Below are 21,915 nucleotides of genomic sequence, written 5' to 3'. Positions count from 1 at the left end.
CACCGCGTTCACGCGGCCTGCCCAGCCTACCAATCGGGCCCTCCCGTTCGGCGTCGAGGCCCCGTGATAGGTTGACCGCAAGGAGGGTGTATGGACGGCTTCGCCACGTTCGTGGAACTCGTGGATCAATGGGCCTGGATCGGCTGGCTGGTCCTCATCGCGACGTTCCTCGTCATCGAGATGCTCTCGCTCGACTTCACGTTCCTCATGCTCGCGCTCGGCAGCGCAGTCGGCCTCATCACCGATCTCGCCGGAGTGCCGATCTGGGTGCAGGTCCTCGCCGCCGCGCTCGCCGCCGCCCTGTTCATCCTGTTCCTGAGACCGCCGCTGCTGAAGCGTCTGCGTCGCGGCGAGGATCCGACCAAGTCCAATGTCGAAGCGCTGATCGACCTGCGCGGCTTCGCGCTCTCCGACATCACCCAGCTCACCGGACAGGCGAAGCTCGCGAACGGCGACACCTGGACGGCCCGCAGCGCGACCGTGACGCCGATCCCCCAGGGCGCTCAGATCATCGTCAGTTCCATCAACGGCGCCATCGCCGTCGTACGCCCCGCAGGCGAATAAGGAGACACCCAGTGGACGACTCGTTCATCCCGGCCGCGATCGGATGGATCCTCGCGATCGCCGTCATCATCTTCGTGGTGGTGACCGTCGCTCGATCGATCCGCATCATTCCGCAGGCCACCGCCGGAGTCGTCGAGCGCCTCGGCCGCTATCACAAGACGCTGACGCCAGGTCTCAATATCCTGGTCCCGTTCATCGACCGGCTGCGCCCGCTCATCGACATGCGCGAGCAGGTCGTCTCGTTCCCGCCGCAGCCGGTGATCACCGAGGACAACCTCGTCGTCTCGATCGACACCGTCGTGTACTTCCAGGTCACGGATGCGCGCGCTGCCACATACGAGATCGCCAACTACCTCGGCGCCGTCGAGCAGCTGACCACCACGACCCTGCGCAACGTGGTCGGCGGACTGAACCTCGAAGAGGCTCTCACCAGTCGTGACAACATCAACGGCCAGCTGCGCGTCGTGCTCGACGAAGCGACCGGCAAGTGGGGCATCCGCGTCGGACGCGTCGAGCTGAAGGCGATCGATCCGCCCGTCTCCATCCAGGACTCGATGGAGAAGCAGATGCGCGCAGAGCGCGACCGCCGCGCGGCGATCCTCACGGCGGAAGGCTCCAAGCAGTCCCAGATCCTCGAGGCCGAAGGCCAGAGGCAGGCGGCGATCCTCCAGGCCGAGGGTGACAAACAGGCCGCGGTCCTGCGTGCGCAGGGCGAGGCGGAGGCGATCCAGAACGTGTTCACCGCCATCCACCAGGGCCAACCGGACGACAAGCTCCTCGCCTACCAGTACCTCCAGATGCTGCCGAAGATCAGCGAGAGCCCGTCCAGCAAGCTGTGGATCATCCCCAGTGAGCTCACCGAGGCTCTCAAGGGCATCGGGACGGCGTTCATGCCCCGCCAGGGTCCGCCTTCGACTTCGAACACGCCGGGCGCGTGACGCACCCGTACTTCACGGGTTCGCGGCATCCTCGAGTCCTCGCCCATCGCGGCCTTGCCGCCGCGGGCGAGGACTCGTCCGTGTGGGAGAACACGGCCGCTGCGTTCGCGGCAGCCCATGCGGCCGGTGCCGAGTACATCGAGACCGATTGCCGCGTATCCGCCGACGGCGACGTCATCCTGTTCCACGATGAGACGCTCGAACGTCTCCTGGGGGATCCGCGCCCGGTCGCCGAAGTCCGCACGTTCGAGCTCGCGGAGCTTCTCGCGCCGCATGGCGGTCTGCTGACGGTCGCAGAGGCCCTCACGGGCTTCCCCGAGGTCCGGTTCAACATCGATGTCAAAACGGATGCCGCGGCCCAGCCGGTCGGTGCCGTCGTCGCTCCGCACGCGCACCGCGTGCTGCTGACGAGCTTCTCCGACGCTCGACGCCGGCGAGCCGTGGATGCCGCGATCGCGGCCGGCGCGGCCGTGCGCCCCGCGACTTCGGGCGGACGCCGGACGATCGTCGCGCTGCGCCTGCTCTCCGCGCTCCGCCTCTCCCCCGCGCGCATCCTCCGTGATGTGGATGCCGTGCAGATCCCCGAGCGGCAGGGCGCGATCCGGGTGTTCACGGCATCCCTGGTCCGCGCGGCGCACCGGGCCGGCGTCGAGGTCCACGTGTGGACGGTGAACGATCCACGCGACATGAGTCGGCTCGTCGCGGCCGGGGCAGACGGCATCGTCACGGATCGCGCGGATATCGCTCTGAAGGCTCTCACTGCTCCCTGAAGCACGTCCCGCTGGGATTCGACTGTGAATCGCGCCGTGGAATCGGCTGCGTGGATGAAGCGCACAGGTCAGAGCGTTATACCTGAGAGCGACGAGAGGACCACACAATGGCAGATCGCAGCCTGCGCGGCATCCGACTCGGCGCCCAGAGCCTACAGAGCGAAGAGGGCGTCGTTTTCATGGAGCGCCGTGAGACCACCTACACCTGTGACGCGTGCGGACACGTCACGACCCTGATGTTCGCGGCCGATGCAGAGCCGCCGCAGACGTGGGAGTGCCGTTCCTGCGGCGCCGAAGCCGTGCTGCAGGTCGACGGCAGGTCCGTCGTCGTCGAAGAGAGCGACGAGAAGGCTGCTCGCACCCACTGGGACATGCTGCTGGAGCGCCGCACGCGCGCCGAACTCGAGGAGCTCCTCGAGGAGCGACTCGCCTTCCTTCGCGCCCGCCGCGGCGCGGGTGAAGACCCCAGCCGCGAGAAGATCGGCGCCTAGACGCGTCGCCGGGCGCGCCACCACCCGAACAGGAGCGCCGCGAGCCCGCCCCACAGCAGAAGCTGCTGTACCCAGGGCCCCAGAACGACCCCCGCCGTGAGGCCGGAGCGCAGCTCGACATCCTCGAGCATCGCCCCGGCCTCGTCTGCGTCCAGGAACGAGAGCGTCGAGCCGTCCGGCCGAATGATCTGGCTGGTGCCCACCGTGGAGATGTTGACGACCGAGCGCCCCGTCTCGATCGCACGCATGCGCGCGAACGCGAGCTGCTGAAGGTTCTCGTCGGTACCGCGGAAGTCGGCGTTGTTGGTCTGGAAGATCAGGACCTCGGCTCCCCCGTTCACGCCCTCGCGGATCACGTCGTCGTAGATCACGTCGAAACAGATCGCGAGCCCGATCAGCGCGTCGTCGACCTGCATGATCGGGGCATTCGTCCCCGGCGTGTACTCGCGCTGGATGAGGCCGATGAGGTCCGGCACGATCGCGTTGTAGAACGCGCGGTCGGGGACGTACTCGCCGAACGGCACCGGATGCCGCTTGTCGTGCGTCTGCTCGGCCGTCCCGTCCTCGAGCCAGAGCATCGAGGTGTTGAAGTACTCGCCCTCCCGTTCCGTCGCCGCATTCGCCAGCAGCGGCGCCCCAGCGCGATTCGCCACCAGGGTCATCCGGCGGGCGAGGTTCGCGTTCTGGAACGGGTCGCCGTCGATCGATCCCTCCGGCCACACCAGCAGGTCGACGTCCTCGCCGTACAGCGGTCGGGAAGCATCCGTCTGCGCGTCGATGATCGAGTACGGCTGCCGTTCGTCGAAGTAGCCGGACGGGCCGTTCCCCTGCACCGCACCGATGCGCAGGCTCCCCGCTGCGGCCGTCGGGAAGGCCGGAACGACGAAGAGCACCGCGATCGCGACGGCGGGCAGCAGCAACCGGACGGGGCGACGCCACAGACGCAGGCGCACCGACTCGATGAGAACCGCGACGGCGAACACCATGAGGAAGCTCAGCCCGCTCACCCCCACCCAGGACGAGAGCGCGGCCAGCGGGCTCGTCGATTGGGTCATGCCCAGTCGCGCCCAGGGGAAGCCGGAGTACGGGAGTGAGCCCACGACGAGTTCACGCCCGACCCACAGCGCCGCGACCAGAGCCGGCAGCGCGATCAGGCGTCCCGCAGCGCCGGGGAACGCGCGCGGCATCCACCGGTACGCGAGTGCGATCGGGATCACGCACACGGCCGTGAGCAGCGCCTCGACGCCCGCGAGCGCCGCCCAGGGGATCGGCCCGAGGTAACGCGACGTCCACGAGACGAGCAGCAGATAGAACACGAGTCCGTGCACGAGCCCGACCAGCAGCGCACCCCCGGCGCGACGCCCGATCAGCGAGACAAGCAGCAGCGCGATCGCCGGGAACGCGAGGATCCATGCCGACACGTCCGGGTACGCCAGGTCCATGAGCCATCCACCGGCGGCAGCGGCGAGCACGGCGAGCCACAGCGGAAGGAGCGCGCGTGGGCGCCGCGAGATCGTGGATTCCGGCATCCTGAGCCCTCAGAGTCCCGAGTAGGCCACGATGCCGCGGCGGACGCCGTCCAGCGCACGTCTGGCAGTCCGTGCGACATCCGCATCGTCCGCGACGATCGAGAGCTGATCGAGCAGATCGATCGTCTGCTTCGCCCAGCGGACGAAGTCGCCGGCTGCCATGTCGGCGTCCACCAGGACGCGATCCAGCATGCCGCCGCGCGCCCACGCGTGCATGGCGCCGGCGAGGCCCGCAGCCAGCGGCTCCGACCCTGGCAGGTGATGGTCGTGCTCCAGATCATCGAGCTGTGCCCAGAGGTCGGTGGTCCGCTCGTACGCGGCACGGAAGGCTCCACGGGGCAGGCCCCGCTCCCCCGAGTTCGCCTCATCGCGCCGCGGCTCGTAGACGAGACAGCAGGCCATCGCGGCGAGCGACGGAGCGTCCAGGCCCTTCCAAAGCCCCTGCCGCAGACTCTCGGCGACGAGCAGATCGCGTTCGCCGTAGATACGGCGCATCGTGCGGCCGGCATCCGTCAGTTCGAGAGCGTCGCCGGAACCGGTGACGTACTCCAACGCGCCGAGCACGTCGAGAACGCGGTCGAAGATGCGCGCGACCGTGCCGGTGCGCGTCTCGATCTGGCGACGCTTGCGATCCGTGTCGCGCTTGAGCTTGTAGTACCGCTCGCCCCAGCGCGCGTGCTTCTCCCGGTCAGGGCAGTTGTGACAGCCATGCCGCTGCATCCGACGGCGGAGGCTCTCGATCTTCTTCACCCGCTTGTCCCGCTGGGCACGGGGCGCGTGGGAATCCTGGCGGTTCTTCTTCTCGAGGTCGCTGAGCTCGCGTCGGATCGCCGCATAGTCCGCGAAGTCGCCGTGCTCGCACGTCATCGCGCTGAGGTATCCCTCGAGCGACGCCTCCGCCTCTCGCACGTCACGGGCGAGACCGACCACGGCGCGGTCGGCCTGGAACTGGGCGAACGAGCTCTCCAGGATCTCTCGCGCACGGGCGCGGCCGAACCGGTCAACGAGGTTGACGGCCATGTTGTATGTCGGCCGGAAACTCGAGTTGAGCGGGTAGGTGCGCCGGGAAGCGAGGGCGGCCACGGACTGCGGGTCCATGCCTTCGGTCCACTGCACGACGGCGTGGCCTTCGACGTCGATGCCGCGCCGTCCTGCGCGACCGGTGAGCTGGGTGTACTCCCCCGACGTGATCGCCACGCGGGCCTCGCCGTTGAACTTCTCCATCTTCTCGAGCACCACGGTCCGAGCGGGCATGTTGATGCCGAGTGCGAGCGTCTCGGTCGCGAAGACGACCTTCACGAGCTTGAGTCGGAAGAGCTCTTCGACGATCTCTTTGAAGGCGGGCAGGAGACCGGCGTGGTGCGCCGCGACGCCGCGCTCGAGGTTCTCCCGCCATTCCCAGAACCCCAGCACCCCGAGGTCCTCGTCCTGGAGGTTTCGCGTGCGCTCCTCGACGATCGCGCGGATCTCCGCCCGGTCCTCGGCCGTCGTCAGACGGATGCCGGAACGACTCACCTGCTGGACCGCTGCGTCGCAGCCGACCCGGCTGAAGATGAAGAAGATCGCCGGGAGGAGGCTCGAGCGCTCCAGCAGCGCCACGACGTCCGGCCGGTCCATCCGCTCGATACGACGCGTGTTCGACGCCCGCACCGGACGCTTCCCGCCGCGTGGCGGGCGCTGCGCCTGGCGCCCGGCGTGCCGGTTGCTGACGTAGCTCTGCGTCTGCCGGTTGCTCTCGTAGCGCGACCCCGTGAAGGATCGGATGCGCAGTAGCTCCTGGTTCACCTGTGCCGTCGCGATGCCGGCGCGGTCGTCGAACAGCGGCAGCAGGTCGTCGCGGACCAGGACGTGCTGCTCGAGCGGTACGGGGCGGATCTCGGAGACGATAACCTCGGTGTCGCCACGCACCGTGTCCAGCCAGTCGCCGAACTCCTCGGCGTTCGACACGGTCGCGCTCAGCGCGACGAGGCGCACGGTCTGGGGCAGGTGCAGGATGACCTCTTCCCACACCGGCCCGCGGAAGCGGTCGGCGAGGTAGTGCACCTCGTCCATGACGACGTAGCGGAGGTCGGTGAGCGCGGACGAATCCGCGTACAGCATGTTGCGCAGCACCTCGGTGGTCATCACCACGATGCGCGCATTGCCGTTGATGTTCGTGTCACCGGTGAGCAGACCGACCTGATCGGCGCCGTAGACCTCGACGAGCTCGCGGAACTTCTGGTTCGACAGCGCCTTCATCGGCGTCGTGTAGAACGCCTTCTGGTTGGGCGTCTGCATGGCCAGGTGGATGGCGAACTCGCCGACGATCGTCTTGCCCGCGCCGGTAGGAGCGGCGACGAGCACGCTGTGACCGCGCTCGAGCGCATGGCATCCGGCGATCTGGAAGGGATCCAGCTCGAAGGCCTGACGTGCCGCGAACACAGACGTCTCCGGCGATTCAGCCGCCGCTCTGGCCGCAGCGTAGCGATCGGCCGGCGAGGTCATGCGCCCGTGTCCGCAATGAGACCGGCCGCGGCATCGCGCTTGCGCTTGCGCCGGTCGAACAGCATCGACAGGAAAGCGGCCGCGAAGAACAGCACGATGAGGATCCCGCCGAGGATCAGCATGCTGACCACATCCGCCGCCGGAGTGGTCAGTGCGGCGAACACCGTGGCAATGAGGATGGCGACGCGCCAGCCCTTCAGGATGGCCTTGCCCGACATGATCCCGGCGAGGTTGAGCGCGACGAGGAACACCGGCAGCACGAAGGCGACGCCGACGACGATCATGAGCTTGAACACGAAGTCGTAGAACTTGGATGCCTCGTAGAGGTTGTTGCCGCCCTCGGGAGTGAACGTCGCCATGAGTTCGATGACGTGCGGGACGAGGAACGTCGCCACGTAGCATCCGGCGAAGAAGAGCGGCACCGCTGCGGCGACGAAGCCGAGCGTGTACTTGATCTCCTTGCGGGTGAGTCCAGGCATGAGGAACGCCCAGATCTCCCACAGCCACACGGGGGCGGCGAGGAAGATGCCGATGGAGAACGAGATGCGCATACGCAGGTCGAACGGGGCGGTCACCGAAGAGAACGTGAGGCCCGTCAGACCCTGGTTGCCCTTGGCCTCAGCCACGACTTCGAACGGTCGCGTGATGTAGTCGATGATCGGGTCGGTGATGAAGAACGCGATCACCATCGCGACGATCAACGCGGCAGCGGAGATCAGCAGACGCTTGCGCAGTTCGACGAGATGCGCCCCGAGCGACATTCTGCGCTCACGCCGATTGGAGTCCCCTTCAGGCGGGGACGTCACACCTTCTGACACTGCGGTCAGGGGGTGCGATCAGTGCCGGACGCCGCTCCGTTGTCCGTTGCCGTGGACGGCGAGGTCGAGGGCTTCTCGGGATCGGTCGCCGTCGTCTCTGACTTGCGAGCTGCGTCTTCATCCTTCATCGCGCTCATCTCGCCTTTGAAGACGCGCGCGGACTGTCCCATGCTCTTCGCGAGTGCAGGCAGCTTCGCTGCACCGAAAAGGAGCAGGATGACAGCGAGGATGATGAGCAGGTGCCATCCGGTCAAGCCGGCCATGTGGATCTCCTCGGTTCGGGGGTTCGTTACAGTCTAACCACGGACGACGCTGTCGTCGGGTTGATAATAGAGCGCGAGTCCTGCGGCGGCCCATTCGCGCGTCGCGGTTCGCGCCACGGACGGACCGAGCACCCGCACGCGCCCGCCGAAACGACCGGCGAGGCGCTTGATGCCCCGGGGATCGGACAGGCGCACGTGCGCGACGATGTCGTCGCCCACCGCCTCGCTGTCCGCCGCGAATCCGCTGAGCAGCGGAAGCAGCTGAGCGGGCAGGCGCACCGAGACGTTGCCGTCGGCGGCTCCGTCCGTGAACAGGTCGGGCACGCTCTCTCCCTGGTGGGTGCTCGCGATGTCCGTGAGCCGCGGCTCGCTGACGCGGTCGAGGTGGAACGTGCGCATCGCCTCACGAAGATGGCACCAGCCCTGCAGATACCACTGTCCGTTGGTGATCATCACCTGGACGGGGTCCACGGTGCGCGTGGTGGGCGCGGCATCCGGTGCCTGGTAGGTGAACGAGACTGCGACACCGGCGCGCACGGCGTTCGAGACGACCTCCCGCACCTCGTCGACCGCGTCTGTCGCGACCACGACGGCGGCCGGCACGTCCGCCGCACCACGGGAGAGCTTCGCAATCAGACCGGAGACCAGTCCGGAGCCGGCGACCTCCGGCACGGAGGCGACCATCTGGAGTCCGGCCAGAAGGGCGGCAGCCTCGCGGGCCGTGAAGCGGGGGACGCGCCGCAGGGCGACGTCGTTGGTGATCTCGATCACGTCCTGCTCGTCGAGCAGATCCCAGTCGATGTCGAACATCTCGTGCGGCTGCTGCCAGTAACCGGAATCGCCGGGCAGTCCGATCACCGTGAGCTTCTCGACCATCGCACGCAGTTCGTCCGGGGTGACCTGGAACTCGGCGGCAGCCTCGGCGAGCGACACCTGGCCACGCTCGAGCAGATACGGCACGAGCGTCAGGTAGAGGCGCACGCGTTCGGACGCGAGCAGAGGCTTCGGCTTCGCCATCACGACTGCACTCCGTCCTCGTGCGCAGCGATGATCGCCATAAGCCGATCGACGACCGCGTCCCGCAGTTCCGCCGGCTCAACGACGCGCACCTCCGGTCCGTACGAGGCGAGCTCGTCGGCGAAGATGTGCAGGTCGACGTAGTGGACGTGAATGCCCTGCGCCGCGGGAACCGCTCGGCGTCCCAGTCGCAGAGCGGCCTCGGTTCCCGGGGTGATCTCGAGCAGCGCACGGTTGCGGCGCGCGACCTCTTCGAGGCCGGACATGGCGCGGTCGCCCGCGCCTTCGCGCTGGCCCGCATCGAACCGCTGCGGTGTGAGCTTCACTTCGCCGACGATGCGGCTGAGCAGGAAGGTGCGCTCGTCCTCGGCATCCACGTCGATCCCGTAGACGTGCCACCGCGCCTCGTAGTCGACCAGTGCCAGCGGTCGGACGCGACGCGAACGGGCGGTATCCTCCCCGGGCTTCAGGTACTCGAAGCGGACGACGCGGCTCGATTCGATCGCCTCCTGGAGGGAGCCGAAGGCGGGGTCGCGCGTCGTGATGCGCGGCGCGAAGCCGATGATCGGCGCGTCGCCGTCGATGCCGAGCGCACGGATCTTCCGGACACCGGCCTGGGCGTCGCCTGAGACGGACTCGGCGCTCCAGACGCTGCCTGCGAGCTGCAGGACGGCAAGCTCCGCGGGGGTGAACTCGATATCCGCCGGCAGGTCGTACTCGGCCTGCGGGATGCGATAGCGGGCTTCGCGCAGGTCGTTCGGGTCGGTCGCATCGCCGATCGTCTCGACGGGGATGCCGAGCGAGCGCAGCTCGTCCTTATCGCGCTCGAACATCTTCTCCAGCGCGTTCGGGCGGGTTCCCGCATCCGCTCGCTGACGGTAGCCCGACACGTTGTCGAGGATCTGCTGCTTGGTCAGTCCGATCTCCGTGGCCATGAGCGCCACGACGAGGTTCGTCAGGCGCTCCTCCGCGGGGATCTGGACCGCCATCACTGCCCCGTCGCGGGGCTGGCCCCCAGGATGTCGACCACGTACGCCGTCGCCTCGCCATCCTCGGCAGCGGGGACGACGACCAACAGCTGGGAGCCGATCGGCTGTCCGACGAGGGCCTCCGCCACGGTCGGCTCGATCTCAGCCAGGTTCGAGACCGGGTTCGCGTCCCAGCTCGTCCCGGACACGGTCTTCGTGTCCCAGCCGACCGCCGTGTAGTTGACCCATGGGATCGTGTCCGCCTCGACGGTCTCGCCGTCGCCCTTGATCAGCACCTGCTCGACCTGCTCGGTCGGTGCGGCGTCATCGGGGACGATGATGCCGGGACGGCCATCGGGTGCGCGAACGACGGTGGGAAGGTTGCGCGCGTTGTTGAACTGCTTGGATCCGGTCGCCTGCGCCAGATAGGTGTCTAGCACGTCGATGACCGCGACGACGGTGGTGTCGTCGTCCAGCTGGAACCCGCTGAGCGCTTCGGCGCCGAAGTCCTCGGGCGCGATGGCCGCGACCATGCGCGTGCCGGGTGTCGCGCACTCGAGCACCTCGCCGATCCCGGGGATCTGCTGGCTCCACGAGGCGATGTTCGACAGCCGGGACAGGTCGCCGTCGAACTCGGTCTGGACGATCTGGTCACCGGTGGTGCCGTCGAAGAGCGCGATGTCCAGCACGGCCAGCTGCTGCGGCGAGGTCAGTGCGGTGCCCTCCCCCGTGACGACGTCCGTATACGACGTCGTCTCCACATGCAGCGGCGCGAACAGCTCGACGTCCGGTGCGACGCCGACGTCTCCCGTCACCGTGACGGCGTCGTCGATCCCGCTCGTCGATGCGGCACGATCGCAGGTTGCCCCGTCGAATGTCGGGGCGGCTGTGCACCCGGTCAGAGCGAGGACGGCGAGACTGAGGCTGGCAAGGGCAGCGGACGTTTTACGCACGCGTTCCAGTCTATTCCGTCGACTGCTCGGTTCCGCGCGCTTCGGCGGCCAGGCGTGCCGCGGAAGCGGCCTTCTCCGCGTCGCGGACGCGCTTGCGGAGGTTCTTGTCCGTGATCTGGCGGTCTCCGACGGCGCCGGGAGTCCACAGCTCGACGTCCTCGTCTCCGTAGCTGCTCTTCGATGCCCGGCGCTTGACCTCGGGTGCGATCGATCCAGGGGCGAGACGCCTGGCCGTGATGAGGAAGCCGGTGTGCGCGACCATCCGGTGATCGGGGCGCACGGCAAGACCCTCGACGTGCCAGCCGCGCACCATGGTCTCCGATGCGTCCGGCTCGGTGAACAGGCCGGTGCCCCGGATGTACTCGGCGACGCGGGAGAGCTGGGTCGCCGTGGCGACGTAGCAGAGCACCACGCCGCCGGGCGTCAACGCGTCAGCGACGACGTCGATGCACTCCCACGGTGCGAGCATGTCGAGCACGACCCGGTCGACTCCCCCGGCCGGCAGCTCTGCGGGAAGCGCCTCGACGAGGTCACCGACCACGACCCGCCACGTGTCGGGAAGGCCGCCGAAGAACGTCTCCACGTTCGCCGTCGCGACATCGGCGAAATCGTCGCGGCGTTCGAACGAGACGAGACGCCCTGTGGAGCCGATCGCACGCAGCAGCGACAGCGAAAGCGCACCGGAACCGACACCCGCTTCGACGACCACGGCGCCGGGGAAGATGTCGGCCTGCATGACGATCTGCGCGGCATCCTTCGGGTACACGATAGCCGCGCCGCGCGGCATGGACATCGCGAAGTCGCGCAGCAGCGGCCGCAGGGCGAGGTAGTCGTGGCCGGAGCTGTTCACCACGACCGAGCCGTCCGGCTGACCGATCAGATCAGCGTGCCGCAGCACGCCGTGGTGGGTGTGCAGCTCGCCGTCGGCGCGCAGGGAGATGGTGTGCATGCGACCCTTCGGGCCGGTCAGCTGGACACGGTCGCCTTCGCGGAACGGGCCGCTCGGGCGGGTGGTGTGCGTGTCGGTCATGAGGGGATCTCCGTCTGGGAGGTGCGATGCGCGCGGTAGAGCGCGATGATGTCGTGTGCGGTGCGGCCGTGCAGCGTCGGCCACAGGTCATGGGCACCGATGCCGTCGAGCGGCAGGATGTGCGGAACCCCGAGCGTCACGGCGCCGGACGCGAGACCGGCGCGCAGACCCGTCGGCGAGTCCTCGATCACGACGGCGTCATCGATGTCGACGCCGAGCAGCGCTGCGCCGAGCAGGTACGGCTCGGGGTGCGGTTTGGGGTTCTCGACGTCGTCGCCTGCGACGATCAGCCGGAACGCGTCGAACTCGATGAGCTCCGTCACGCCCTCCGCCATGCGGCGCAGCGACATCGTGACGAGGGCCGTAGGGATGCCGGCATCCTGCAGATCGCGCAGCAGTTCCTGCGCGCCGGGGCGGAACGGCACGCCGTGCGTTCCCAGCATGTCGCGCACACGGTCGGTCAGGTGCTGGATGATCGCGTCGCCGTCCATCTCGACGCCCGCCTGCTGCAGAATGGCCGCACTGTCGGTCAGACCGTTCCCCACGAGCTGCAGCGCGTCCTGATGCGTCCAGGTTCCGCCGAAGGATTCCACGAGGTCGGTCTCGGCCGTCATCCAGTACGGCTCGGTGTCGACGAGGGTCCCGTCCATGTCCCACAGGACTGCGCTCGGCGTCTCACTCACTTCACCATGCTATCCGGCGCATCCCCGCGCGCCTGCGCCGCCGCTGTGCTCTGGGACTAGCCTTGAGGGATGGATGCACTGGGACCCCGCATCATCATCGCGGCGTTCGACGGCTGGAACGATGCCGGCGAAGCGGCGAGCGGCGCCATCGAGGCGATCCGCCAGTCGGGCGACTACGAGCTCGCCCACGCCGTCGACCCCGAGCTCTATTTCGACTACCAGTACACCCGGCCGGCCACGCGCATGGATGCCCAGGGGCACCGCGAGCTGCAGTGGCCGGGGGCTGCACTGTGGCGTCCGGTGCCCGCCGCACAGCTCGGCCCCGAGTTCTGGTTGCTGACCGGTTCGGAGCCGGCGCGCACGTGGCAGGCGTTCGCCACCGAGTTCATCGACGTCGCGCTGCGCGATGACGTCACCGGGTTCCTCACGCTCGGCGCCATGCTGTCCGATGTGCCGCACACGCGCCCCATCTCGATCTTCTCGTCGAGCCCGAACGAGCAGGTCAGGGAAGAGCACGGTCTCGAACGCTCCCTCTACGAGGGGCCGGTTGGCATCCTCAGCGTGCTCGAGCACTTCGCCGAGCGCGCCGGCATCCCGACCGCCGGGCTCTGGGCGAGCGTGCCGCACTACGTCGCCTCAGCGGCTCCGTCGCCGAAGGCGACCCTGGCGCTTCTCGATCGGCTCGAAGAGCTCACCGGCGTCGATGTGCCGCGCACGCATCTGCGGACCGAAGCGGCCGCATGGGAGGCGTCGATCGATGCCGCGGCCGCCGACGACGAGGACATGACCGAGTACATCCGCCAGCTGGAGCGCACTCGGGACACGTGGGACTCCCCCGAGGCATCCGGCGATGCGATCGCCCAGGCCTTCGAGCGCTACCTCCGCCGCCGCGGCGACGGACCGGGCGACCACAAGCGCTGACCCGAAGCGCGCCTGTTCGCGCTCAGGCGGCGATCACCCCTGTGGCGAGCAGGATCAGCAGCGTCGTCCCCAGCAGGATGCGGTAGATCACGAACGGCAGGAAGCTGCGCTTCGAGATCCAGTTCATGAAGAACGCGATGACGCCGAGCGCGACCACGAAGGCGATTCCGGTCGCCGCCAGGGTCTCGCCGAGCGAGAAGTACTGATCCGGTGCGTCCCAGTTCTTGAACAGCTGGAAGAAGCCGCTGCCGAACACTGCGGGGATCGCGAGCAGGAAGGCGTAGCGCGCGGCGGCGGCGCGCTCGTAGCCGAGGAACAGCCCCATCGTGATCGTGCCGCCTGAGCGGGAGACGCCCGGCACGAGTGCGAGGGCCTGCGCCGCACCGAACAGGATTCCGTGCGGATACGTCAGATCGTCGAGACTGCGCCGCTTCGCACCGACGTGATCGGCGACGCCGAGCAGGATGCCGAAGACGATCAGCATGATCGCGACGATCCACATCGAGCGGAGGACGGATTCGATCTGATCCTGGAACAGCAGGCCGAGAACGACGATCGGGATGCTGCCGATGATGATCAGCCAGCCCATCCTGGCATCCGGATCGTTGCGCGGGAGCTTGCCCACAAGCGAGCGGCACCAGTGCCCGATGATGCGCACGATGTCGCGCCAGAAGAACACCACGACGGCTGCCTCGGTGCCGATCTGGGTGATCGCGGTGAACGCTGCACCCGGATCCTCGCCGGACCCCGTGAAGGTTCCGACGATGCGCAGGTGTGCGCTGGAGGAGATCGGCAGGAACTCAGTGAGCCCCTGGATGATGCCGAGGAACAGCGCTTCGAGCAGGTGCATGGAGGGACTTTCTGGTCAGACAGGCTGAAGTCGGTGCAGTGATCAGTACGACCGCAGCAGATCGGTCAGGACCTGCTGACCGAAGACAAGCGAGTCTACGGGAACCCGCTCGTCGACCCCATGGAACATGCCTGTGAAGTCCAGGTCCGCAGGCAGACGCAGTGGCGCGAAACCGTAGCCGGTGATGCCGAGCGTCGAGAGCGCCTTGTTGTCCGTGCCCGCACCGAGCAGGTAAGGGATCACCGGGACGCCAGGGTCGTGCCGTCCGAGCGCGGCGACCATCGCGTCGACGAGGTCGCCGGCGAACGGCACCTCCATCCCGATGTCGCGCACGACGGTCTCGATCACGATGTCGTCGCCGATGATCTGCTGCAGCTCGGCGAGCACCTCGTCCTCGGTGCCCGGCAGGACCCGCACGTCGATGAGCGCCTCTGCGCGCTCTGGGATGACGTTGTGCTTGTATCCCGCGGTCAGGACGGTCGGGTTGGTCGTCGTCCGGAACGTCGAGCGCAGGAAGGCTTCCGCCGGTCCGGATGCCGCGGCCAGCGCGTCCGGGTCATCCACCGAACGTCCACTCAGGGCACTGAGCCCTTCCAGCAGCGCCTCGGTCGTCGGCGTGAGCCGGATCGGCCAGCGCGTCCGGCCGATCTTCGCCACCGCCTCGGCGAGTCGCGTGATCGCGTTCTCGTCATGGAGGCGGCTGCCGTGGCCGGCGCGCCCCTTCGCGACGAGACGGATCCAGATCAGCGCCTTCTCGCCCACCTGGAGCAGATACGCCCGGCGGTCATCGACGGTGATCGAGTAGCCGCCGACCTCGCTGATCGCGTCGGTCGCGCCTTCGAACCACTCCGGCCGATCCTTCACGACCAGGGCCGAGCCCTCGACTCCGCCGTTCTCCTCGTCCGCGAAGAACGCCAGAACCAGATCGCGTTCGGGCTGCTCCCCCGCGCGCAGGATGTCCGCGACCGAGGTGAGGATCATGGCGTTCATGTTCTTCATGTCGACGGCGCCGCGGCCCCACAGCATCCCGTCGCGGACGAGACCGGCGAAGGGATCGACGCTCCAGTCCTCGGCCATGGCGGGGACGACATCCAGGTGTCCGTGCACGACGAGCGCCGGCTTGGTGCGATCGCGACCCGGGACGCGCGCCATCACGTTGGTCCGACGCGGGATCGGCTCGTAGTAGGCCGTCTCCAGTCCCAGGCTCTCGAGGTAGGCGCCGACGTACTCGGCCGCCTCGCGCTCGCCCTTGGCGTTGCCGCCGCCGAAGTTCGACGTGTCGAAGCGGATCAGGTCCTGCGCGATGCGGACGACCTCTGGCAGCTGCGGATCGGACATGCCCCCAGGCTATCGAACCCGTGCGGCACGCCCGGCGGGAGCCCTGGTTCGAAGCACCCCCGAGAACGTGCTAATCTCATTCTTCGGTCGGCAACGACGATTCATCACCTGCGCGGGTGGCGGAATAGGTAGACGCGCTAGCTTGAGGTGCTAGTGCCCGAATAGGGCGTGGGGGTTCAAGTCCCCCCTCGCGCACAGCACGAGAAAGACCCCGGATCTTCGGATCCGGGGTCTTTTTCATTGCGCCAGGTGTCCGCGGTCCGCAGCTCGCCCAGTGTCCACATCGAAGGCGCACCGTCAAGGCCCTGCGGCCTGCGCCGTCTCGGTCGTACGGTGACGTGATCGAGGGAAGGAGAATCGCATGAGCGATCCGCAGAACACGCGAGGAGTACCGGGACAGAGCGAAGAGGCCGACACGGCCTCGGGCGGCCCGGCCGAACGAGTCGACGGAACGGACCCGGAGCCCGACACCGCAGACCGGGAGCGCGAGGACTCAGACGACGACCAGGCGGATGACGATCTGCCCCGTCTTCACTGACCTGCCCGCATGAACTCCTCGGCCGCGCGAATCTGCGCGTCCGAGGGACGGATGCCGGTGTACAGGACGAACTGCTCCAACGCCTGAAGCGTCGCGACCTCTGCACCGCCGATGATCGTCTTCCCGGCGGCGCGTCCTGCGACGACGAGCGGCGTTTCGGACGGCAGCGCCACGACGTCGAACACGACAGCAGCCGCCGCCACTACGCTCTCCGGGAAGGCGAGCGAGTGCTCGTCCGGTCCGCCGGCCATGCCGATCGGCGTGACGTTGACGAGGACATCCGCCGTGCGCTCGCCCAGCTCTGCGATCCACGCGAAGCCGTAGAGATCGGCGAGGGGTCGGCCGACCTTCTCATTGCGGGCCACGATCGTGACGTCTGCGAATCCCGCGTCGCGGAACGCCGCCGCGGTCGCTTTCGCCATGCCTCCCGAACCACGCAGCAGCACCGACGACGCAGGATCGAGACGGTTGCGCTGGATGAGCTGGGCGATCGCCGAATAGTCGGTGTTGTACGCCGTGAGCACACCGTCGTCGTTCACGATCGTGTTCACCGACTCGATCGCCGTCGCCGAGGCATCCATCCGATCGATGAGTGCGATGACCTCTTCCTTGTAGGGCATCGAGATCGCGCAGCCGCGGATCCCCAACCCACGGACACCGGCGATCGCCTGAGTGAGATCAGTGGGTGCAAACGCCTTGTAGATCCAGTTCAGCCCGAGCGCCTCGTACAGGTGGTTGTGGAAGCGCGTGCCGTTGTTGCTCGGCCGGGCCGAAAGCGAGATGCACAGCGTCATGTCCTTGTTCAGCATGGTCACCGGATCAGATTACGCCGCTGCGACCCGGCCACTGCGTCAGAGTGCGCCGACCCCGAACACGAGCCCGAGCAGGTACGTGATCGCCGAGGCGCCGAAACCGATCGCGAGCTGCCGGAGCGCCCGTCGCAGCGGCGGACCACCGGACAGGATGCCGACCATCGCGCCGGTCGACAGGAGCGCGATTCCGACCAGGACGAGCGCCAGCACGATGGCCGCGGTGCCCTGCATCCCGAAGATCCACGGCAGCACCGGAACGATCGCACCTGAGGCGAACAGCAGGAAGCTGGAGATCGCGGCAGTCCAGTCGCTCCCCACGATCTCGTGGTCATCGCCGGCCGTCCGGATCGGGCCGGTCGACGCGGCCCGCACTCCGGCCTGCGCAGCGGTCACGATGCGACGCGCCCTGCTCAAGGCTTCAGCCTCGTCGATGCCGCGCGCACGGTAGACGAGCGCGAGCTCGTTCTCATCGATGTCGAGGTCGGCAGCCGAATCGTGCGCGTCGTCGTTCGCTTCGGTGGATGCCAGCAGCTCTCGCTGCGAGCGGACGGACACGAACTCGCCCGCACCCATCGAGAGGGCACCGGCCAGCAGACCCGCGATCCCGCTGAAGAGCACGAAGCTCGAGCTGACGCCGGTGGCGCCGATGCCGAGCACCAGCGCGAGGTTGCTCACGAGACCGTCGTTGGCACCGAACACGGCGGCGCGGAACGAGCCTGAGAGACGGCGCCGACCGCGCGCTGCGAGTCCGCGGACGACCTCATAGTGGATCTTCTCGTCGGCACGCATCGCGGGGGTCGCATACTGCTCGGTGTCGTACGGAGAACGCGCCTCGGCGCTCTGCGCCAGCGCGAGCACGAAGATCGAGCCGAAGCGTCCGGCCATCCAGCCCAGCATGCGCGAGCGGATGCCGGCACTGGGCAGTCTCTTCGGTTCGCTGCCGAGCAGGTCGAGCCAGTGCTGCTCGTGTCGACGCTCGGCGTCGGCGAGGCTGAGGAGGATGTCGCGCTCCTCCCCCGTGCGTCGTGCGGCGAGCTTCTGATAGACCAGTCCCTCGGCGCGTTCCTCGACGAGATATCGGGCCCAACGTCGACGATCAGCCGCGGTGGGCTCAGCGGAAGCGGGCGCGCTCATCGGGTCTCCTGAATCTGTGGGGGATGCCTCAACGCTATCGATGCCGACACGCTCGACCCGCCGAAATCCGCGGATTGACAGCATTTCGGGCCCCCGAACGGGCCCGGTGAACGCTGCTGGTCAGCGGCTCTTCACGCGCTTGCGCAGCACGTCGATGCGCGACTGCAGCTGTGCCACAGTCGCCTGCGCGACCGCCGGCCCGCCGCAGATCCGCCGCAGTTCCGCATGCACCGCACCGTGCGGCTCGCCGGCCTGCCTGGCGTAGAGACCGACCAGGCTGTTCAGCAGCTGGCGCTGCTCGCGCAGCGTGCGGTGCAGGGGCGCCGGCAGCGTTGTGACCGCTTCCGGCCCCTGCTCGGCCTCGCGTGCCTCGCGCAGCTTCGATTGTCTGGCGCTGCGCTGCATGAGCAGTTCGTGCACGTGCTCCGGCTCGAGGAGACCGGGGATCCCGATGAATTCCTCCTCTTCGGGCGTACCAGGCTCCGCGAGCTGCCCGAAGTCCTGGCCCTCGAACACGACACGGTCGAAATGCGCCAGTGAGGAGATCGCCTGATAGCTGAACTCCTGAGTGAGCGCATCCGATGCGTCGTCTTCGCGGTTCGCGCTGTCGAGAAGCGAGTCGTCGAGTCCGTCGTCGTCTTTGGACTGCCGATCGAGCGCGTGATCGCGCTGCTTCTCCATCTCGTTCGCGAGCCCCATGAGCACGGGAACGTTCGGCAGGAAGACGCTCGCCGCCTCACCCCGACGCCTGGCGCGCACGAATCGCCCGATGGCCTGGGCGAAGAACAGCGGAGTGGACGACGATGTCGCGTACACGCCCACGGCGAGTCGCGGCACGTCGACGCCCTCGGACACCATGCGCACGGCGACCATCCACCGCGCGTCGTTCTGGCTGAACTTCTCGATCCGCTCCGAGGCCGCCGCATCGTCGGAGAGCACGATCGTCGGCTGCTGCCCCGTGATGCTGTGCAGGATCTTGGCGTAGGCGCGCGCGACCGTCTGGTCGGTCGCGAGCACCAGTCCCCCGGCATCCGGAACGTGGTGCCGGACCTCGGTCAGCCGGCGATCCGCTGCCGAGAGCACCGCGGGCATCCAGGCGCCCTCGGGATCGAGAGCCGTTCGCCAGGCCTGCGAGTTGACGTCCTTGGTGTTGTCCTGCCCGAGATGCGCTTCGAGCTCGTCGCCGGCACTCGTGCGCCAGCGCATCTTGCCGGAGTACATGTGGAACAGCACGGGGCGCACGACGCCGTCCGCGAGGGCGCGTCCGTACCCGTAGGCGTAGTCGGTGCTCGAGATGCGCGCTCCGGATTCGTCCGGTAGGTACTCCACGAACGGGATCGGAGCGGTGTCGCTGCGGAACGGGGTGCCCGAGAGCAGCAGGCGGCGCTTGGCGGGCCCGTAGGCATCCCGAATCGCATCGCCCCAGCTGAGCGCGTCGCCGCCGTGGTGGACCTCGTCGAGGATGACGAGCGTTCTTGCGTCCTCGGTGAGGTGGCGGTGCACCGAGGATTTCGCCGCGACCTGCGCATACGTCACCACGGCACCGTGGTAGTGGGATGCCGGGGCCCAGTGGTTGTTGCGGAAACGCGGGTCGAGTCGGATGTGCACGCGGGCCGCGGCGTCCGCCCACTGGGTCTTCAGATGCTCGGTCGGAGCGACCACGATGATGCGGTTCACCTCGCCCATCCGCAGTAGTTCGACCGCGAGCGTCAGGGCGAACGTCGTCTTTCCTGCGCCGGGGGTCGCCGCGACGAGGAAGTCGCGCTTGTCCTCCTGGAAGTACTGCTCGAGCGCCTCCTGCTGCCACGCCCTCAGCTTGTTCGCGGTACCCCAAGGAGCGCGCTGGGGGAAGGACGGAGAGAGCATCGCATCCACGATAATCGCTCCCACGGACACCGGGCTCCGCACGCCCCGCGTCGACGTCGGCCGGGTAGGCTCGAAGCTTGCGAAGCCGCGATCCCTGGCTCCGCGAGTCGGCAAGGAGATGGCGATGACCGATCAGGAATCCTCCCGGAGCCCCTTCGTCCCGAACGAGGGCCCGCACCCGTGGCGCCGTTTCGTGGCCGTGGGAGACTCGTTCACCGAGGGCATCGGCGACCCGGATCCCGACGCGCCCGGTGGACATCGCGGCTGGGCAGATCGCGTCGCCGAGGTGCTCTCCCGGCAGGTCGACGACTTCGCCTACGCGAACCTCGCCGTCCGCGGGAAGCTCATCGCTCAGATCGTCGCCGACCAGATCGAGCCGGCCGTCGCCCTCCGCCCGGATCTCGTGTCGATCTGCGCCGGCGGCAACGATGTCATCCGCCCGGGCACCGATCCGGACGCGATCGCCGTCCAGCTCGAGGATGCCGTGGCCCGCCTCGCCTCGACCGGAGCGGCCGTCGTGCTCTTCACCGGCATCGACACGGGCTTCACGCCGGTGTTCCGCGCGTTTCGCGGAAAGGTCGCGATCTACAACGAGAACGTCCGGACCATCGCCGACAGGCACGACTGCATCGTCGCCGATCAATGGGCGCTCAAGACCGTGCAGGATCCGCGCTTCTTCGATGACGATCGGCTGCACTACAACGCGCTCGGCCATCACGAGGTCGCGCGCATGGTGCTGCGTGCGCTGAACGTCCCGAACGATCTGCAGGCCATGCGGCCGGACCCGCTGCCGATCCGCACCTGGCGCGAGGCGCGCGCGGAGGATCTCGGCTGGGCCCGAGAGCACCTCATGCCCTGGGTGCTGCGCCGGCTGCGCCACCAGTCCTCCGGCGATGCCGTCGCGGCGAAGCGGCCCGATGCCGTGCCGTACGAGATCCGCCTCCCCGACTGACGCGTTCCTCGTGGGACGCGACGGCAATCTTTCTCCATCAAGGAAGATGAGTTGCTGGTGCTCAGGCTCGCGCCCTCACCTGGCCCTCACCGCGTGGCGTAGAACGCCACCGCCGACGACGCCGCGACGTTCAGCGAGTCGACCCCGCCCGTCATCGGAATCGTGACGCGACGGTCGACGAGCTCCTCCGTGTCCGGCTTCAATCCGTGCCCCTCGCTGCCGAACACGAGAGCGAGACGCTCGTGCGCCTCATCGACGAGGTCGTCGAGCGCGATCGCGCCCTCCCCCAGCGTCATGCCTGCGACGACGAACCCGGCATCCTTCAGCTCCTGGATGCCGCCCGGCCAGCGCTCGATCCGCGTCCAGGGCACTTGGAACACTGTTCCCATCGACACCCGCACCGAACGGCGGTAGAGCGGATCCCCGCAATCCGGTGTCACGAGCACGGCGTCGACGCCCATGGCCGCCGCCGAACGGAAGCAGGCGCCGACGTTCGTGTGATCGAGCAGCCCTTCCAGGATCGCGATGCGCGAGCGGCCGGATCCTGACCGGCTTCGGGAGACGCGCTCGATGATCTGCCCCACCGAGGCGAGCTCCGGTCGATGCATGGATGCCAGCGCACCACGATGCACGGCGTACCCGGTGACGCTCTCGGCGACGTCATCAGGCACGAGGTAGACCGGCACATCCCGATCTCCGAGGATCGACGCGATCCCTGCGACCCAGCGCTGCTGGGCCATGACCGAGCGCGGCGCATGGCCGGCGGCGCACGCCCGTTCGATCACCTTGGCCGATTCGGCGATGTACAGACCTCCGGCCGGTTCCTGCACGCGGCGCAGCGCGGTGTCGGTGAGGTTCCGGTAGTCGTCGAGCCGCGGGTCATCCGCGTCGGTCACGTGCTGGAGGTCCACGCGTCCACTCTGCCACCTCGGTGTCGGGGACAGCGCCGGCGCCCGTCCGGCGAGCTCACCGGATGACAGGCTCTAGAATCGCTCC

22 protein-coding genes and 1 tRNA gene are annotated in these 21,915 nt (G+C 68.2%); 8 read left to right on the top strand and 15 right to left on the bottom strand.

Annotation, left to right across the window (positions count from 1 at the left end; translation table 11 throughout):
• Positions 1 to 90: 90 nt before the first annotated feature.
• From ACWAT3_RS01615 to ACWAT3_RS01600, 4 genes are all read left to right on the top strand, one after another.
• Positions 91 to 564, top strand: coding sequence for an NfeD family protein (locus ACWAT3_RS01615; protein WP_460795341.1), 474 nt, complete (start codon positions 91 to 93; stop codon positions 562 to 564).
• A gap of 11 nt (positions 565 to 575) precedes the next feature.
• On the top strand, positions 576 to 1,502 hold the full coding sequence (locus ACWAT3_RS01610) for an SPFH domain-containing protein (RefSeq protein ID WP_460795339.1): 927 nt from the start codon (positions 576 to 578) through the stop codon (positions 1,500 to 1,502).
• Positions 1,499 to 2,272, top strand: a complete 774-nt coding sequence (locus ACWAT3_RS01605) for a glycerophosphodiester phosphodiesterase family protein (protein WP_460795338.1) — start codon at positions 1,499 to 1,501, stop codon at positions 2,270 to 2,272. The genes ACWAT3_RS01610 and ACWAT3_RS01605 overlap by 4 nt, the downstream gene beginning before the upstream one ends.
• A gap of 107 nt (positions 2,273 to 2,379) precedes the next feature.
• A complete protein-coding gene (locus ACWAT3_RS01600) occupies positions 2,380 to 2,763 on the top strand; it encodes an RNA polymerase-binding protein RbpA (protein ID WP_460795336.1) in 384 nt (127 codons plus the stop codon).
• Here the strand turns inward: ACWAT3_RS01600 and lnt are convergent.
• The 9 genes from lnt to ACWAT3_RS01555 all read right to left on the bottom strand — a co-directional run bounded on the left by lnt (position 2,760) and on the right by ACWAT3_RS01555 (position 12,508).
• A complete protein-coding gene (gene lnt, locus ACWAT3_RS01595) occupies positions 2,760 to 4,292 on the bottom strand; it encodes an apolipoprotein N-acyltransferase (RefSeq protein WP_460795335.1) in 1,533 nt (510 codons plus the stop codon). The two genes, ACWAT3_RS01600 and lnt, sit on opposite strands and share 4 nt — an antisense overlap.
• A 9-nt stretch (positions 4,293 to 4,301) precedes the next feature.
• Complete coding sequence (locus ACWAT3_RS01590) at positions 4,302 to 6,776, bottom strand: DEAD/DEAH box helicase (protein ID WP_460795333.1); 2,475 nt, start codon at positions 6,774 to 6,776, stop codon at positions 4,302 to 4,304.
• Positions 6,773 to 7,537, bottom strand: a complete 765-nt coding sequence (gene tatC, locus ACWAT3_RS01585; RefSeq protein ID WP_460795331.1) for a twin-arginine translocase subunit TatC — start codon at positions 7,535 to 7,537, stop codon at positions 6,773 to 6,775. Before tatC ends, ACWAT3_RS01590 begins: the two co-directional genes overlap by 4 nt.
• Before the next feature lie 62 nt (positions 7,538 to 7,599).
• Positions 7,600 to 7,857, bottom strand: a complete 258-nt coding sequence (tatA, locus tag ACWAT3_RS01580) for a Sec-independent protein translocase subunit TatA (protein WP_460795330.1) — start codon at positions 7,855 to 7,857, stop codon at positions 7,600 to 7,602.
• A gap of 33 nt (positions 7,858 to 7,890) precedes the next feature.
• Positions 7,891 to 8,874, bottom strand: coding sequence for a helix-turn-helix transcriptional regulator (locus ACWAT3_RS01575; protein WP_460795853.1), 984 nt, complete (start codon positions 8,872 to 8,874; stop codon positions 7,891 to 7,893).
• Positions 8,874 to 9,863 carry a helix-turn-helix transcriptional regulator gene (locus tag ACWAT3_RS01570; protein WP_460795328.1) on the bottom strand — a complete coding sequence of 330 codons (990 nt, stop codon included), beginning with the start codon at positions 9,861 to 9,863 and terminating at the stop codon, positions 8,874 to 8,876. The genes ACWAT3_RS01575 and ACWAT3_RS01570 overlap by 1 nt, the downstream gene beginning before the upstream one ends.
• Positions 9,863 to 10,795 carry an FKBP-type peptidyl-prolyl cis-trans isomerase gene (locus ACWAT3_RS01565; RefSeq protein ID WP_460795326.1) on the bottom strand — a complete coding sequence of 311 codons (933 nt, stop codon included), beginning with the start codon at positions 10,793 to 10,795 and terminating at the stop codon, positions 9,863 to 9,865. The genes ACWAT3_RS01570 and ACWAT3_RS01565 overlap by 1 nt, the downstream gene beginning before the upstream one ends.
• Before the next feature lie 10 nt (positions 10,796 to 10,805).
• Positions 10,806 to 11,825, bottom strand: a complete 1,020-nt coding sequence (locus ACWAT3_RS01560; protein WP_460795324.1) for a tRNA (adenine-N1)-methyltransferase — start codon at positions 11,823 to 11,825, stop codon at positions 10,806 to 10,808.
• The gene (locus ACWAT3_RS01555; protein WP_460795322.1) at positions 11,822 to 12,508 is read right to left on the bottom strand and encodes an HAD family hydrolase; all 687 of its coding nucleotides are present in this window, start codon (positions 12,506 to 12,508) and stop codon (positions 11,822 to 11,824) included. Before ACWAT3_RS01555 ends, ACWAT3_RS01560 begins: the two co-directional genes overlap by 4 nt.
• Before the next feature lie 69 nt (positions 12,509 to 12,577).
• On the opposite strand from ACWAT3_RS01555, the gene ACWAT3_RS01550 reads away from it, so the two are divergent.
• A complete protein-coding gene (locus tag ACWAT3_RS01550) occupies positions 12,578 to 13,429 on the top strand; it encodes a PAC2 family protein (RefSeq protein WP_460795321.1) in 852 nt (283 codons plus the stop codon).
• A gap of 22 nt (positions 13,430 to 13,451) precedes the next feature.
• On the opposite strand, the gene ACWAT3_RS01545 is transcribed toward ACWAT3_RS01550, so the two are convergent.
• Together ACWAT3_RS01545 and ACWAT3_RS01540 are read right to left on the bottom strand one after the other, a co-directional pair.
• Positions 13,452 to 14,279 carry an undecaprenyl-diphosphate phosphatase gene (locus ACWAT3_RS01545; protein ID WP_460795320.1) on the bottom strand — a complete coding sequence of 276 codons (828 nt, stop codon included), beginning with the start codon at positions 14,277 to 14,279 and terminating at the stop codon, positions 13,452 to 13,454.
• Positions 14,280 to 14,321: 42 nt separating this feature from the next.
• Positions 14,322 to 15,617, bottom strand: a complete 1,296-nt coding sequence (locus ACWAT3_RS01540) for a M20/M25/M40 family metallo-hydrolase (RefSeq protein ID WP_460795318.1) — start codon at positions 15,615 to 15,617, stop codon at positions 14,322 to 14,324.
• Between the two features lie 110 nt (positions 15,618 to 15,727).
• On the opposite strand from ACWAT3_RS01540, the gene ACWAT3_RS01535 reads away from it, so the two are divergent.
• Positions 15,728 to 15,812 (top strand) — tRNA-Leu (locus ACWAT3_RS01535).
• Positions 15,813 to 15,978: 166 nt separating this feature from the next.
• Entirely contained in the window at positions 15,979 to 16,155 is a 177-nt protein-coding gene (locus ACWAT3_RS01530) for a hypothetical protein (protein ID WP_460795316.1), read from the top strand.
• Here ACWAT3_RS01530 and ACWAT3_RS01525 read toward each other — a convergent pair.
• The 3 genes from ACWAT3_RS01525 to ACWAT3_RS01515 all read right to left on the bottom strand — a co-directional run bounded on the left by ACWAT3_RS01525 (position 16,149) and on the right by ACWAT3_RS01515 (position 19,967).
• On the bottom strand, positions 16,149 to 16,970 hold the full coding sequence (locus ACWAT3_RS01525) for a shikimate 5-dehydrogenase (RefSeq protein ID WP_460795314.1): 822 nt from the start codon (positions 16,968 to 16,970) through the stop codon (positions 16,149 to 16,151). The two genes, ACWAT3_RS01530 and ACWAT3_RS01525, sit on opposite strands and share 7 nt — an antisense overlap.
• 36 nt (positions 16,971 to 17,006) lie before the next feature.
• The gene (locus ACWAT3_RS01520; protein WP_460795312.1) at positions 17,007 to 18,101 is read right to left on the bottom strand and encodes a VIT1/CCC1 transporter family protein; all 1,095 of its coding nucleotides are present in this window, start codon (positions 18,099 to 18,101) and stop codon (positions 17,007 to 17,009) included.
• A gap of 120 nt (positions 18,102 to 18,221) precedes the next feature.
• Positions 18,222 to 19,967, bottom strand: coding sequence for a DEAD/DEAH box helicase (locus ACWAT3_RS01515; protein WP_460795311.1), 1,746 nt, complete (start codon positions 19,965 to 19,967; stop codon positions 18,222 to 18,224).
• A gap of 124 nt (positions 19,968 to 20,091) precedes the next feature.
• Between ACWAT3_RS01515 and ACWAT3_RS01510 the strand changes: the two genes are divergently transcribed.
• Positions 20,092 to 20,919, top strand: coding sequence for an SGNH/GDSL hydrolase family protein (locus ACWAT3_RS01510; protein ID WP_460795309.1), 828 nt, complete (start codon positions 20,092 to 20,094; stop codon positions 20,917 to 20,919).
• An 86-nt stretch (positions 20,920 to 21,005) separates the two neighbouring features.
• Here the strand turns inward: ACWAT3_RS01510 and ACWAT3_RS01505 are convergent, their stop codons facing one another.
• Positions 21,006 to 21,830: a TrmH family RNA methyltransferase gene (locus tag ACWAT3_RS01505; protein ID WP_460795307.1), complete on the bottom strand. Its 825-nt coding sequence runs from the start codon at positions 21,828 to 21,830 to the stop codon at positions 21,006 to 21,008.
• Positions 21,831 to 21,915 lie beyond the last annotated feature (85 nt).

The organism is Microbacterium sp. GXF0217 (assembly GCF_054798195.1).
This window is presented reverse-complemented; position numbering and strand designations above follow the sequence as displayed.

Coding starts and splice junctions, on each gene's coding strand:
- ACWAT3_RS01515 (WP_460795311.1), bottom strand. CDS start 19,967: ATGCTCTCTCCGTCCTTCCCCCAGCGCGCTCCTTGGGGTACCGCGAAC.
- tatA (WP_460795330.1), bottom strand. CDS start 7,857: ATGGCCGGCTTGACCGGATGGCACCTGCTCATCATCCTCGCTGTCATC.
- ACWAT3_RS01600 (WP_460795336.1), top strand. CDS start 2,380: ATGGCAGATCGCAGCCTGCGCGGCATCCGACTCGGCGCCCAGAGCCTA.
- tatC (WP_460795331.1), bottom strand. CDS start 7,537: ATGTCGCTCGGGGCGCATCTCGTCGAACTGCGCAAGCGTCTGCTGATC.
- ACWAT3_RS01530 (WP_460795316.1), top strand. CDS start 15,979: ATGAGCGATCCGCAGAACACGCGAGGAGTACCGGGACAGAGCGAAGAG.
- lnt (WP_460795335.1), bottom strand. CDS start 4,292: ATGCCGGAATCCACGATCTCGCGGCGCCCACGCGCGCTCCTTCCGCTG.
- ACWAT3_RS01575 (WP_460795853.1), bottom strand. CDS start 8,874: ATGGCGAAGCCGAAGCCTCTGCTCGCGTCCGAACGCGTGCGCCTCTAC.
- ACWAT3_RS01615 (WP_460795341.1), top strand. CDS start 91: ATGGACGGCTTCGCCACGTTCGTGGAACTCGTGGATCAATGGGCCTGG.
- ACWAT3_RS01520 (WP_460795312.1), bottom strand. CDS start 18,101: ATGAGCGCGCCCGCTTCCGCTGAGCCCACCGCGGCTGATCGTCGACGT.
- ACWAT3_RS01550 (WP_460795321.1), top strand. CDS start 12,578: ATGGATGCACTGGGACCCCGCATCATCATCGCGGCGTTCGACGGCTGG.
- ACWAT3_RS01510 (WP_460795309.1), top strand. CDS start 20,092: ATGACCGATCAGGAATCCTCCCGGAGCCCCTTCGTCCCGAACGAGGGC.
- ACWAT3_RS01570 (WP_460795328.1), bottom strand. CDS start 9,863: ATGGCGGTCCAGATCCCCGCGGAGGAGCGCCTGACGAACCTCGTCGTG.
- ACWAT3_RS01540 (WP_460795318.1), bottom strand. CDS start 15,617: ATGTCCGATCCGCAGCTGCCAGAGGTCGTCCGCATCGCGCAGGACCTG.
- ACWAT3_RS01545 (WP_460795320.1), bottom strand. CDS start 14,279: ATGCACCTGCTCGAAGCGCTGTTCCTCGGCATCATCCAGGGGCTCACT.
- ACWAT3_RS01590 (WP_460795333.1), bottom strand. CDS start 6,776: ATGACCTCGCCGGCCGATCGCTACGCTGCGGCCAGAGCGGCGGCTGAA.
- ACWAT3_RS01560 (WP_460795324.1), bottom strand. CDS start 11,825: ATGACCGACACGCACACCACCCGCCCGAGCGGCCCGTTCCGCGAAGGC.